The 13068-nt window shown below is 65.8% G+C and carries 7 protein-coding genes, 1 tRNA gene and 4 pseudogenes; 9 read left to right on the top strand and 3 right to left on the bottom strand.

What is annotated here, in order from left to right:
• Positions 1–4: 4 nt before the first annotated feature.
• From LNW71_RS25375 to LNW71_RS25350, 6 genes and pseudogenes are all read left to right on the top strand, one after another.
• Entirely contained in the window at positions 5–475 is a 471-nt protein-coding gene (locus tag LNW71_RS25375) for a hotdog fold thioesterase (RefSeq protein ID WP_250970342.1), read from the top strand.
• Between the two features lie 646 nt (positions 476–1121).
• A complete protein-coding gene (locus tag LNW71_RS25370; protein WP_250972142.1) occupies positions 1122–2333 on the top strand; it encodes a branched-chain amino acid ABC transporter substrate-binding protein in 1212 nt (403 codons plus the stop codon).
• Between the two features lie 100 nt (positions 2334–2433).
• The gene (locus LNW71_RS25365; RefSeq protein WP_250970341.1) at positions 2434–3363 is read left to right on the top strand and encodes a branched-chain amino acid ABC transporter permease; all 930 of its coding nucleotides are present in this window, start codon (positions 2434–2436) and stop codon (positions 3361–3363) included.
• Positions 3364–3368: 5 nt separating this feature from the next.
• Positions 3369–5167: pseudogene (locus tag LNW71_RS25360) on the top strand (branched-chain amino acid ABC transporter permease).
• A gap of 5 nt (positions 5168–5172) precedes the next feature.
• Positions 5173–6069, top strand: a complete 897-nt coding sequence (locus LNW71_RS25355) for an ABC transporter ATP-binding protein (protein ID WP_250972141.1) — start codon at positions 5173–5175, stop codon at positions 6067–6069.
• Positions 6066–6781 (top strand): annotated as a pseudogene (locus LNW71_RS25350) (ABC transporter ATP-binding protein). The gene LNW71_RS25355 and the pseudogene LNW71_RS25350 overlap by 4 nt, the downstream one beginning before the upstream one ends.
• Before the next feature lie 70 nt (positions 6782–6851).
• Here LNW71_RS25350 and LNW71_RS25345 read toward each other — a convergent pair.
• A complete protein-coding gene (locus LNW71_RS25345; protein WP_250970340.1) occupies positions 6852–7502 on the bottom strand; it encodes an ANTAR domain-containing response regulator in 651 nt (216 codons plus the stop codon).
• 95 nt (positions 7503–7597) lie between these two features.
• On the opposite strand from LNW71_RS25345, the gene LNW71_RS25340 reads away from it, so the two are divergent.
• Positions 7598–7672: transfer RNA gene (locus tag LNW71_RS25340), tRNA-Leu, on the top strand.
• Between the two features lie 109 nt (positions 7673–7781).
• Positions 7782–8545: pseudogene (locus LNW71_RS25335) on the top strand (transcriptional regulator).
• A gap of 9 nt (positions 8546–8554) precedes the next feature.
• Here the strand turns inward: LNW71_RS25335 and pyk are convergent.
• Both pyk and LNW71_RS25325 read right to left on the bottom strand, forming a co-directional pair.
• Complete coding sequence (pyk, locus tag LNW71_RS25330; RefSeq protein WP_250970339.1) at positions 8555–9988, bottom strand: pyruvate kinase; 1434 nt, start codon at positions 9986–9988, stop codon at positions 8555–8557.
• A 125-nt stretch (positions 9989–10113) separates the two neighbouring features.
• Positions 10114–10811 (bottom strand): annotated as a pseudogene (locus tag LNW71_RS25325) (SIMPL domain-containing protein).
• A gap of 165 nt (positions 10812–10976) precedes the next feature.
• Here LNW71_RS25325 and LNW71_RS25320 point away from each other — a divergent pair.
• Complete coding sequence (locus LNW71_RS25320; protein WP_250972140.1) at positions 10977–12788, top strand: bifunctional UDP-sugar hydrolase/5'-nucleotidase; 1812 nt, start codon at positions 10977–10979, stop codon at positions 12786–12788.
• Positions 12789–13068 lie beyond the last annotated feature (280 nt).

The following is a 13068-nucleotide window of genomic DNA, read 5'->3' as shown; positions in this document are numbered from 1 at the left end:
CCCCATGGGCGAGCACACCGCACCCAAGTTCCCCCAGGAGACCATCGACGAGTACGCCGCCCTCGGCGTCGACCTCCCCGCCCTCTTCTCCGCCGGCCACCTCGGCGAACGCATGGGCGTCCGGATCATCGAGGCCTCCGCGGACCGCGTCGTCGCCACCATGCCCGTCGAAGGCAACACCCAGCCCTACGGACTCCTGCACGGCGGCGCCTCCGCCGTCCTCGCCGAGACCCTCGGCTCCGTCGGCACCATGCTCCACGGCGGCGCCACCAAACTCGCCGTCGGCGTCGACCTGAACTGCACCCATCACCGAGGGGTACGAAGCGGCCTCGTCACCGGCGTCGCCACCCCCGTACACCGCGGCCGCACCACCGCCACGTACGAGATCGTCATCACCGACGAACAGGACAAGCGCGTCTGCACCGCCCGCCTCACCTGCCTCCTGCGCGACGCCCCCAAGAACGACGCCTCCTGACCCCGCGACACCCCGCCCCACCCCCTGCCCGGCCGGACCCCAAATCCTGCCGGGCAGCGCCATATCCCCCACAACCACAGCCGCACACACCGAACTTGCACAACCACACCGGCCAACAACCTTGACCACACAGGCCACCCTGTGGCCCACTCACCACCCACGCCACGCCTGCGCACCCACCACACCGCGTCGACCACACCACCCCCGGCGTAACACTGCGTAACACCCGCGCAATATGCGCCCGCCCCGAACCGCACATAACACCCGGCCCCGCAGGCACCGGGCCCCCAGCCGTGCCTCCACACACCCTCCGGCACCCCCCACACGCGACACCGACAAGATCACCACAAGGTCACGGGCAGAGCTGCGCGTTCTCACCATGCGGTCACTTCACGGTCCAGGAAAAAGCCGTACATGTCGGCACAGCCACCTCAAGCCTTCCTCAAAGGCATAACAAGACAGTCACATCATGCGGCTGACCCATCCCCGACCCCCGCCCCTGCCCTTAGAGTCACCGCCAGTCACCGCGCCGCCGGGCGCGTCTGCAGCACGGCCCTGTACCAATCAGTACGGCCCGGCGAACGACACGGCACCTCAAGCAGAGGAGGCCGCGCCAGGGAAAGGACTTTTCGTGCGACACCGTTCTTTGCTCATCCTCACCACAGTGCTCACCACAGGAGCACTGACACTCACCGCTTGCGGGTCGCGCGACGACGACAAAAAGAGCAGCGACAGCGGCGGCACCCAGACCGTCGTCATCGGCGTCGACGCCCCCATCACGGGTGACCTGTCCGCCCTCGGCCTCGGCATCAAGAACTCCGCCGACCTCGCCGCCAAGACGGCGAACAAGGCCAAGACCGTCCCCGGCATCAAATTCGTCGTCAAGCCCCTCGACGACCAGGCACAGCCCTCCGTCGGCCAGCAGAACGCCCAGACGTTCATCGACGACGACACCGTCCTCGGCGTCGTCGGCCCCCTGAACTCCGGCGTCTCCCAGTCGATGCAGAAGCCGCTCAACGACGCCAGCCTCACCCAGATCTCCCCCGCCAACACGGGCACCGAACTGACCCAGGGCGAGAACTGGAAGACCGGCGACAAGAAGCGCCCCTTCAAGACCTACTTCCGCACCGCCACCACGGACCAGATCCAGGGCGCCTTCGCCGCGAAGTACCTGTACAACAACGCGAAGATCAAGCAGGTCTACCTCATCGACGACCAGAAGCCCTACGGCGCCGGTCTCGCAGCCTCCTTCAAGGCGACGTTCACCGGACTCGGCGGCAAGATCGCCGGCTCCGACCACGTCAACCCCGACGACCGCGACTTCAACGCCGTCGTCTCCAAGGTCAAGAAGTCCGGCGCCAAGGCCGTCTACTACGGCGGCGAATACCCCGCCGGCGCCCCCCTGAGCCAGCAGCTCAAGGACAGCGTCAAGATCCCCCTCATGGGCGGCGACGGCATGTACAGCGCCGACTTCATCAAGCTCAACAAGAAGGCCCAGGGCGACATCGCCACCTCCGTCGGCAAGCCCGTCGAAGAACTCGACTCCGCCAAGAAGTTCATCGCGGACTACAAGACCGCCGGCTACAAGGACGCCTACGAGGCCTACGGCGGCGGCACCTACGACGCCACCTGGTCCATCATCGAGGCCGTCAAGGCAGTCGTCGCCGCCAACGACGGCAAGCTCCCCGACGACTCCCGCGCCAAGGTCCTCGCCGCAATGAGCAAGGTCAAGTTCGACGGCGTCACCGGCCCCGTCTCCTTCGACGAATTCGGCGACACCACCAACACCATGATGACCGCCTACCAGGTCAACGGCGGAAAGTGGACGTCCAAGCTCAGCGAGGCCTACAAGCCGTAACAAGCTCCCGGTCACGTAACGACTGACACCAGACCGCGCGGGAGCGCTACGAGCGCTCCCGCGCGGTGCCATATCCGAACCACTCCACGGAGGCCCTGCGGTGCACGAACTGCCGCAACAGCTGGCCAATGGACTCATCCTCGGCGCGATGTACGGACTCATCGCGATCGGTTACACGATGGTCTACGGAATCATCCAGCTCATCAACTTCGCCCACGGCGAGATCTTCATGATCGGAGGCTTCGGAGCACTCACCGTGTACCTCTGGATGCCGGCCGGCTCAAACCTCCTCGCAATCATCCCCCTCATGATCATCGGCGGCGTCATATGCTCCGTCGCCATCAGCACCGCCGCCGAGCGCTTCGCCTACCGGCCCCTGCGCAACGCACCCCGACTCGCCCCCCTCATCACCGCGATCGGCCTCTCCCTCGCACTCCAGCAAGCCATCTGGAAGTGGTACCCCGACGCCAAGAAGGACCGCTCCTTCCCCCAGTTCAAGGGCGAAGCGATCGACATCTTCGGCGCCCACATCCAACGCGGTGACGTCTTCGTCCTCATCACCGCACCCCTCTGCATGATCGCCCTCGGCCTCTTCGTCTCCAAGACCCGCGCCGGCCGCGGCATGCAAGCCACCAGCCAGGACCCCGACACCGCCAAGCTCATGGGCATCAACACCGACCGCATCATCGTCATGGCCTTCGCCATCGGTGCCGCGTTCGCCGCCGTCGCCGCCGTCGCCTACGGGCTCAAAAACGGCCAGATCGGCTTCAAAATGGGCTTCATCATGGGCCTCAAAGCCTTCACCGCAGCCGTACTCGGCGGAATCGGCAACATCTACGGCGCCATGCTCGGCGGCGTAGTCCTCGGCATCGCCGAATCACTCGCCACCGGCTACATGAGCGACGTCCCCGGCATGGAACTCTTCGGCGGCGGCGCCTGGAAGGACGTATGGGCCTTCGTCCTCCTCATCATCGTCCTCCTCCTCCGCCCCCAGGGCCTGCTCGGCGAACGCGTCGCGGATCGGGCGTGATACGGATGACCACCAACCACACCACCACGCCCCCCGCACCCGCCCTGCTCCCGATGCCCGCCCCCTGGCCCGCATCGCCACCACCGCAGGCGCAGCCCTCGCACTCGCCGGCACCTTCCTCGCCTGGACCTGGACCAACCAATTCCCCGGCGACCTCACCGTCACCGGCTACCCCGGCGGACTCCAGGTCCTCACCCTCATCAGCGCCGCACTCACCCTGCTCCTCACCCTCTCCGGGTACGGCATCCGCGGCCTCAACTGGCTCACCCCCGGCGGCACCAACAGCCCCGTCCGCCTCCTGGCACTCGGCACCTTCGGCGTCACCGCCTACACCATCGGCGCCATCACCTACGACCTCGGCGGCGTCGTCAACCTCGAACCCGGCGCCTGGGTCAGCGGCATCGGCTCACTCATCGCCGTCATCGCCGCACACGGACTCCCCGCCGACCAACACCTCCCCGACACCGGAATACCCACCACACGCTGGGAACACTTCCGCAACGGCCTCGCCGCCCCGGCCCCCCGCCGCGCAGCACCACTCCCCGCCTGGGCCGAAATCCTCACCATCGCCGTAGCCTTCGGCATCGGCCTCTACATCTTCGTCTACGGCGTCGACACCGACTACGCCGAACTCTTCATCGGCTTCCTCATCACCGTCGCCTTCGCCTTCACCGCACTGAACCGCGCCGGACTCATCTCCCGCATCACCGCGCTGACCGCGAAACACCGCAACATCACCCTCGCCGCCGCACTCGTCGCAGCCGTCTGCTTCCCCTTCACCCAGCAAAAAGAGGCATACGCGCTCATCGGCGCCAACATCCTCATCTTCGCGACCGTCGCACTCGGCCTCAACGTCGTCGTCGGCCTCGCCGGCCTCCTCGACCTCGGATACGTCGCCTTCCTCGGCGTCGGCGCCTACGCCGCCGCCCTGGTCTCCGGCTCCACCATGTCGGCCATCGGAGTCGAATTCCCCTTCTGGGCCGCCGTCCTCACCGGCGCAGGAGCCTCACTCGTCTTCGGCGTCCTCATCGGCGCACCAACCCTGCGACTACGCGGCGACTACCTCGCCATCGTCACCCTCGGCTTCGGTGAAATCTTCCGCCTCACCGTGAACAACCTCAACGGCAACAGCGGACCCGACCTCACCAACGGCTCCCAGGGCATCCCCAGCATCCCCGACCTCAACCTCTTCGGATTCGACTTCGGACTCAAGCACGACATCGGCGGCTTCACCCTCGGCAGGTCAGCCAACTACTACCTGCTCATGCTCGTCTTCACCGCCGTCGTCGTCCTCGTCTTCCGCCGCTCCGGAGAATCCCGCATCGGCCGCGCCTGGGTCGCCATCCGCGAAGACGAAACCGCAGCCACCGCCATGGGCATCAACGCCTTCCGGCTCAAACTGCTCGCCTTCGCCCTCGGCGCCACCCTCGCCGGACTCGCCGGAACCGTACAGTCACACGTCAACTACACCGTGACACCAGAGCAGTACCAGTTCGCCGGCTCCGTACCCCCCAACTCCGCATTCCTCCTCGCCGCCGTCATCCTCGGCGGCATGGGAACCCTCAGCGGACCCCTCGTCGGCGCCGCACTGCTCTACCTCATCCCGCAGAAACTCCAGTTCATGCAGGACTACCAGCTCTTCCTCTTCGGCATCGCACTCATCCTCCTGATGCGCCTGCGCCCCGAAGGACTGGTCGCCGACCGCAGGAAGCAGCTCGAATTCCACGAGACCGACCAGCTCGACGTACCGGAACCCCGCAAATCCGACGACGTCGACGCCGGCATCGCCAAGGCGGGGGCGTGACCACCATGACCACCACCACGAACACCGGCACCCCCGTGCTCGACGCCAGCGGCGTCACCATGCGATTCGGCGGCCTCACCGCCGTCCACAACGTCGACCTCACGGTCAACGCAGGCGAAATCGTCGGCCTCATCGGCCCCAACGGCGCCGGCAAAACCACCTTCTTCAACTGCCTCACCGGCCTCTACGTCCCCACCGAGGGCAAGGTCAGCTACAAAGGCACCGTCCTGCCACCCAAGCCCCACCTCGTCACCCAGGCAGGCATCGCCCGCACCTTCCAGAACATCCGGCTCTTCGCCAACATGACCGTCCTGGAAAACGTCCTCGTCGGACGCCACACCAGGACCAAAGAAGGCCTCTGGTCCGCCCTCCTGCGCCTCCCCGGCTTCACCAAGGCAGAAAACGCCAGCCGCGAACGCGCCATGGAACTCCTCGAGTTCATCGGACTCCAGGACAAGGCCGACCACCTCGCGCGCAACCTCCCCTACGGAGACCAGCGCAAGCTCGAAATCGCCCGCGCGCTCGCCAGCGACCCCGGCCTCCTCCTCCTGGACGAGCCCACCGCCGGCATGAACCCGCAGGAAACCCGCGTCACCGAAGAACTCATCTTCGCCATCCGCGACCAGGGCATCGCCGTACTCGTCATCGAGCACGACATGCGCTTCATCTTCAACCTCTGCGACCGCGTCGCCGTACTCGTCCAAGGCGAAAAACTCGTCGAAGGCACCTCCGACGTCGTCCAGAGCGACGAACGCGTCGTCGCCGCCTACCTCGGCACCCCCTTCGAAGGCGCCCCCGGCGCCGAAGAACTCGCCGAGGTCGAAGCCGCCGAAGCCGGCACCACCAAAACCGCCGTACGCACCACCGACACCACCCACACCGAGGAGGAGGACACCCGATGACCGCACTGCTAGAGGTCGAGGACCTCCGCGTCGCCTACGGCAAGATCGAAGCCGTCAAAGGCATCTCCTTCAGCGTCGAAGCCGGCCAGGTCGTCACCCTGATCGGCACCAACGGTGCGGGCAAGACCACCACCCTGCGCACCCTCTCCGGACTGCTCAAGCCGCTCGCCGGCCGCATCCTCTTCGAGGGCAAGCCACTCACCGGCATCCCCGCCCACAAGATCGTCGCCCTCGGCCTCGCCCACTCCCCCGAGGGCCGCCACATCTTCCCCGGCTGACGATCACCGAGAACCTCCAGCTCGGCGCCTACCTCCGCAGCGACAAGGCAGGCATCGAGAAGGACATCAAGCGCGCCTACGACCTCTTCCCCATCCTCGGGGAACGCCGCAAACAGGCCGCCGGCACCCTCTCGGGCGGCGAACAGCAGATGCTCGCCATGGGCAGGGCCCTCATGTGCCAGCCCAAGCTCCTGATGCTCGACGAACCCTCCATGGGCCTCTCCCCGATCATGATGCAGAAGATCATGGAGACCATCGTCGAGCTCAAGGCCCAGGGCACCACCATCCTGCTCGTCGAGCAGAACGCCCAGGCCGCGCTCTCCCTGGCCGACCACGGCCACGTCATGGAGGTCGGCAAGATCGTCCTCTCCGGCACCGGAGCAGACCTCCTCCACGACGAGTCGGTCCGCAAGGCCTACCTCGGCGAGGACTGAACCCGCACGAACAAGGCCCGCGCCCCGGATGTCCGGGACGCGGGCCTTTTCCGTACGCGAGCGGGAGCGCTTACTCCGCCGCCCGCTTCTTCTCCTCGGCGTCCTCGATCAGCGCCTCGGCGAGCTGCTGCATCGACAGCCGCCGGTCCATCGACGTCTTCTGGATCCACCGGAACGCGGCAGGCTCGGACAGGCCGTAGTCCGTCTGCAGAATGCTCTTCGCCCGGTCCACCAGCTTCCGCGTCTCCAGCCGCTGCGCAAGGTCCGCGACCTCGCCCTCCAGCGCCTTCAGCTCCGCGAACCGCGACACCGCCATCTCGATGGCCGGCACCACGTCGCTCTTGCTGAACGGCTTCACCAGGTACGCCATCGCCCCGGCGTCCCGGGCCCGCTCGACGAGGTCGCGCTGCGAGAACGCGGTGAGCATCAGGACCGGCGCGATGGACTCCTCGGCGATCTTCTCGGCGGCGGAGATGCCGTCGAGGATCGGCATCTTCACATCGAGGATGACCAGGTCCGGCTTGTGCTCCCGGGCAAGCTCGACAGCCTGCTGCCCGTCCCCGGCCTCACCGACGACCGCGTAGCCCTCTTCCTCCAGCATCTCTTTGAGGTCGAGGCGGATGAGCGCCTCGTCCTCTGCGATGACGACGCGGGTCGTCAGCGGCGGGACGTGCGACTTGTCGTCGTCGGCGGCGGGCTGGGGCGACTCGGGGGTGGTCACGGGGCTCCTCGTTCAGGGCATACGGCTCTCCATGAGCCTACCTAGCTACGGTATGGTGTCACTACGCGGGGCGCTTCTAGCCCTTCCTTTCTAAGGCCCCAGTACTCCAACTGGTTAGAGAGGCGGCTCTCAAACAGCCGAAAGTGTGGGTTCGAATCCCACCTGGGGCACCTTTCCTTTGATTTCAAGGTCGCAGAGAATCGACGCAGATTCACGTGATCGTGTGACTGCTGGACCGTTCTCGCCCCCGAACGCGAAGATCCGCCCAAGCTCGGCCATGTGTACGACCTTGAAACACGCAAGCATGCGCTGAGCCTGCTCGATCAGGGCTTCAGCCAGAACTCCGTAAGTACGCAAACCGGAATTTCCCGAGCTGCCATCCGCTCCTGGCTCGAACGAATAGAGCCACTCGGATACAAGCGCGGTTCCGAATGCCCTCGGTGTGGCGAAGCGTCCAGGCCCCCCGATGCCCCAGCCGCATACTCGTATCTGCTCGGCCTCTACCTCGGCGACGGCTGCATCAGTGCGAACAAGCGAGGGGTGTACTCACTTCGCATCGCATGCGCCGACGCCTGGCCGGGGCTCATTGAGGCCTGCGTCGAAGCCGTACAGATCGCGCGACCGGCCAACAAGGTGTGCCTGGTGCGAAGTCCGGGCTGTCAGTACGTCACATGCACCAGCAAGCACTGGCCTTGCTTCTTCCCCAGCACGGACCCGGCAAGAAGCACGACCGCAGGATCGCTCTTGAACTCTGGCAGCAGAAGATTGTCCAAGCCCACCCTTGGGAGTTCATTCGGGGCCTCATCCACTCCGACGGCTGCCGGATCATCAACTGGACCACACGACTCGTCGGTGGCGAGCCCAGACGATATGAGTACGCCCGCTACTTCTTCACCAACCTGTCGGCCGACATCCTGGGACTCTTCACCAGCGCGCTCGACCAGGTAGGGGTTGAGTGGAAGCAAGCCAACAGCAGGAACATCTCCGTTGCCCGACGGGCATCCGTAGCCCTCATGGATGCACACGTCGGGCCGAAATACTGAGCCAGCCCCCTACTTCGGGCTGTCGTCCTCGCCGATGTGGTGCACCCGCACCAGGTTCGTCGAGCCCGCTACACCGGGCGGGGAGCCGGCCGTGATGACCACGACGTCGCCCTTGCGGCAGCGGCCGATCTTCAGCAGTTCCTCGTCGACCTGCGCCACCATCGCGTCCGTCGAGTCCACGTGCGGACCCAGGAACGTCTCCACGCCCCACGTGAGGTTCAGCTGGGAGCGGGTGGCCGGGTCCGGGGTGAAGGCCAGGAGCGGGATGGGTGAGCGGTAGCGGGAGAGGCGCTTGACCGTGTCGCCGCTCTGGGTGAAGGCCACCAGGAACTTCGCACCGAGGAAGTCGCCCATCTCGGCTGCCGCGCGGGCGACCGCGCCGCCCTGGGTGCGCGGCTTGTTGCGGTCGGTGAGCGGCGGGAGGCCCTTGGCGAGGATGTCCTCCTCGGCGGCTTCGACGATGCGGGACATCGTGCGGACCGTCTCGATGGGGTATTTGCCGACGCTGGTCTCGCCGGAGAGCATGACGGCGTCCGTGCCGTCGATGACGGCGTTGGCGACGTCGGAGGCCTCGGCGCGGGTGGGGCGGGAGTTGTCGATCATCGAGTCGAGCATCTGGGTGGCGACGATGACCGGTTTGGCGTTGCGCTTGGCGAGTTTGATGGCGCGTTTCTGGACGATCGGCACTTGTTCCAGGGGCATTTCGACGCCGAGGTCGCCGCGGGCGACCATGATGCCGTCGAAGGCGGCGACGATGTCGTCGATGTTCTCGACGGCCTGGGGTTTTTCGACCTTGGCGATGACGGGGAGGCGGCGGCCTTCCTCGTTCATGATGCGGTGGACGGGTTCGATGTCGCTTCCGCTGCGTACGAAGGAGAGGGCGATGATGTCGGCGCCGGTGCGCAGGGCCCAGCGGAGGTCTTCGATGTCTTTTTCGGAGAGGGCGGGGACGGAGACGGCGACGCCGGGGAGGTTGAGTCCCTTGTGGTCGGAGACCATGCCGCCTTCGATGACGGTGGTGTGGACGCGGGGGCCGTCGACTTCGGTGACTTGGAGGGTGACGCGGCCGTCGTCGATGAGGATGCGTTCGCCGGGGGTGACGTCGGTGTTGAGGCCTTCGTAGGTGGTGCCGCAGGTGTGGCGGTCGCCTTCGACGGGTTCGACGGTGATGGTGAAGTGGTCGCCGCGTTCAAGGAGTACGGGGCCTTCGCGGAAGCGTCCGAGGCGGATCTTCGGGCCTTGAAGGTCGGCGAGGATTCCGACGCTGCGTCCGGCTTCGTCGGATGCTTTGCGTACTCGGTGGTAGCGCTCTTCGTGTTCGGCGTAGGTGCCGTGGCTGAGGTTGAGGCGGGCGATATCCATTCCCGCTTCGACCAGGGCCTTGATCTGGTCGTATGTGTCGGTGGCGGGTCCTAGGGTGCAAACAATTTTTGCTCGGCGCATGGTTTGAGCCTAGACCTTACCTGCGGGTAGCGAATTGGCTCCGGATGACTGCTCAACATCCTTTGGGTGACGGCGTTTTGACAAGTGTTGAATTGTGCGGCGGGGTGCTCGGATGAGCATTCTGGTTACAGCTTTGGTGGGGTCATGATGAAGCGGGCGTTCACCTGGGCGTAGACGGTCTGTTGTTGTGGTTCGAGGTCGAGGGCGGGGGCGGGTTCGGGGGCGGCGCCGCCGAATCCGCGGGTGAGGCCGTAGCCGCCTGGGGCGGCGGGCATGGCGGGGCGGTGTTCTCGGCGCCGAGGTCGGCGAGTTCGACGAGGGCGGCGAGTTGGGCGCCGAGGGCGTCGGCGTATTCGCGGGCGCGTTGGACGGCTTCGCGGACGGCTTGGCGGCGGGCTTCGCCGTGGGCGGGTGAGTCGGGGCGCAGGGCCCACCAGGGGCCGTCGATGCGGGTCATGTCGAGGTCGGCGATGCGGGTGGTGAATTCGCCGAGTGCGGTGAAGTCGTTGAGTACGGCGGTGATGTGGACGCGGCCGTGGTAGGCGCGGATTTTTTCGTCGCGGCCGCGTTGGGTGAGTTCGGGGGTGATGGAGAAGGCGCCGGTTTCGAGTTTTTCGACGGCTTGTCCGTAGGTGCGGGCGAGGTCGAGGACGGTGGTGTTGCGTCGGGTGAGTTCTTCGAGGGCGGCGCGGCGGTCTTTGCCGCGGGCGCTGACGGTGATGCCGACGCGGGCGGTTTCGGGGTCGAACTGGAGGCGGGCTTCGCCTCGGACGGCAAGGCGGGGGTGGTCGGGGGTGCCGTAGGGCTGGGTGGTGTCGGTCATGGGTCCACTGTGGCACTTGGGTGTGACAGCGGGTGGTCATCGAAACGAAACCTGTTGGGGGTGTTGCCGGGTGTGGTTCGTGGGTGATTATCTACGCGCGTTGTTCACCCTGGCGTGGGGTCTACGCGCGTTGTGTACGGAGAGAACTGAGATGTGGGAGACGAGATGCCGCTGAACCGAAGGACGTTCCTGGGCACATCGGCCGCGGCCGGGGCGGGTGTGGCGGTGGCGGGTGGTGCCGCGGTGCCTGCGCAGGCGCATGGTGATGGGCATGGGCACGGTCATGGGCGTCCGCAGAAGCGGTACTCGTTCACCGTGATGGGCACGACGGATCTGCATGGGAACGTCTTCAACTGGGACTACTTCACGGACAAGGAGTTCGACGACAAGGATCACAACGACGTCGGGCTGGCGAAGATCTCGACGTTGGTGGAGCAGGTGCGCCGGGAGAAGGGCCGTCACAACACCCTGATGATCGATGCGGGTGACACGATCCAGGGCACGCAGTTGTCGTACTACTACGCGAAGGTCGATCCGATCACGGCGAAGCGTGGTCCGGTGCATCCGATGGCGCAGGCGATGAACGTGATCGGGTATGACGCGGCGGCGTTGGGCAATCATGAGTTCAACTACGGCATTCCGGTGTTGCGTAAGTTCGAGGAGCAGTGTGACTTTCCGCTGCTGGGGGCGAACGCGCTGGATGCGAAGACGTTGAAGCCGGCGTTCGCGCCGTATGTGATCAAGAAGTTGCGTACGCCGCACGGGCGGGATGTGAAGGTCGCGATTCTGGGGCTGACGAATCCTGGTATCGCGATCTGGGACAAGGTGAACGTCAGCGGGAAGATGGTGTTCCCGGGGCTGGAGGAGCAGGCGGCGAAGTTCGTGCCGCGGCTGCGGTCGATGGGTGCGGATGTGGTGATCGTGTCGGCGCACTCGGGGAACAGCGGTAAGTCTTCGTACGGTGATCAGATCCCGTACGTGGAGAACGCGGCGGGTCTGGTGGCGGAGCAGGTGCCGGGGATCGACGCGATTTTGGTGGGTCATGCGCATCTGGAGATTCCCGAGTACTTCGTGGAGAACAAGGAGACGGGGAAGAAGGTCGTGCTGTCCGAGCCGCTGAAGTGGGGGCAGCGGTTGACGTTGTTCGACTTCGACCTGGTGTGGGAGAAGGGCCGCTGGGTGGTCGAGAGGGCGGGTTCGCAGGTGTTGAACTCGAACACGGCGGCGGAGGACCAGCGGATCACGAAGCTGCTGGCGGATGAGCACAAGAAGGTGGTTGCGTACGTCAACCAGGTGATCGGTACGTCGGCTGCGGCGATGACGACGGCGGAGGCGGCGTGGAAGGACGAGCCGATCATTGATCTGATCAATGTGGTCCAGGCCGAGACGGTGAAGGCGGCGCTGGCGGGTGGCGAGTATGCGGCGTTGCCGGTGTTGTCGCAGGCGTCGTGTTTCTCGCGGACGGCGCAGATTCCGGCGGGGAATGTGACGATCAAGGATGCGGCGGGTCTGTATCCGTTCGAGAACACGCTTGAGGCGCGGTTGCTGACGGGTGCGCAGGTGAAGGATTATCTGGAGTTCTCGGCGCGGTATTACGTGCAGACGGCGGCGGGTGTTCCGGTGGATCCGGCGAAGCTGACGAACGCGGACAGTACTCCGGATTACAACTATGACGCGGTGTCGGGGTTGACGTATGACATCGACATCGCGAAGCCGAACGGTTCGCGGATCGTGGGTCTTTCGTTCGAGGGTAAGGCGATTGATCCGGCTGCGCAGTTCGTGTTGGCGGTGAACAACTACCGGGCGAGTGGTGGGGGTAATTTCCCGCATGTGCCGGGTGCGAAGCAGTTGTGGGCGAATTCGGAGGAGATCCGGAACACGATCATTGCGTGGGTGCAGGCGAAGGGTTCGGTGGATGGTGCGCAGTTCGCTTCGGTGGACTGGCGGCTGACGCGGGACGGTACGCCGGTGTTCTAGGTGGGCCGGTTGTAGGTACGCCGGTGTTCTAGGTGGGCCGGTTGTAGGTACGCCGGTGTTCTGGGTGGGCCGGTGTGGTGGGGGCGGCCGTCTCCTTTCCTGTGGGAAGGGGGCGGCCGCTTCTTTGTGCCGGGTGGGGTGGGGTGGGTCAGTTGCTTTGGACGAGGGGGGTGAGGGCGGGGCTCTGGGCGGGGATTTTCGGGGTGTGGGGGGTGAGGCCGAAGGTGGTGAAGGCGGTGCGTTGTGGGAGGGGGTAGGGGGTGGTGCCGGTGAGGTTGTT

Origin of the sequence: Streptomyces sp. RKAG290, assembly GCF_023701695.1 — a bacterium.
Classification (GTDB): Bacteria; Actinomycetota; Actinomycetes; order Streptomycetales; family Streptomycetaceae; genus Streptomyces.
Note: the sequence above shows the minus strand (reverse complement) of the source record. Positions and strands in the feature narration are given on the sequence as shown.

Bases quoted from the DNA above. Each gene is read 5' to 3' on its own strand.
- LNW71_RS25375 (WP_250970342.1), top strand. From the start codon at position 5: ATGGGCGAGCACACCGCACCCAAGTTCCCCCAGGAGACCATCGACGAG.
- LNW71_RS25355 (WP_250972141.1), top strand. From the start codon at position 5,173: ATGACCACCACCACGAACACCGGCACCCCCGTGCTCGACGCCAGCGGC.
- pyk (WP_250970339.1), bottom strand. From the start codon at position 9,988: ATGCGCCGAGCAAAAATTGTTTGCACCCTAGGACCCGCCACCGACACA.
- LNW71_RS25320 (WP_250972140.1), top strand. From the start codon at position 10,977: ATGCCGCTGAACCGAAGGACGTTCCTGGGCACATCGGCCGCGGCCGGG.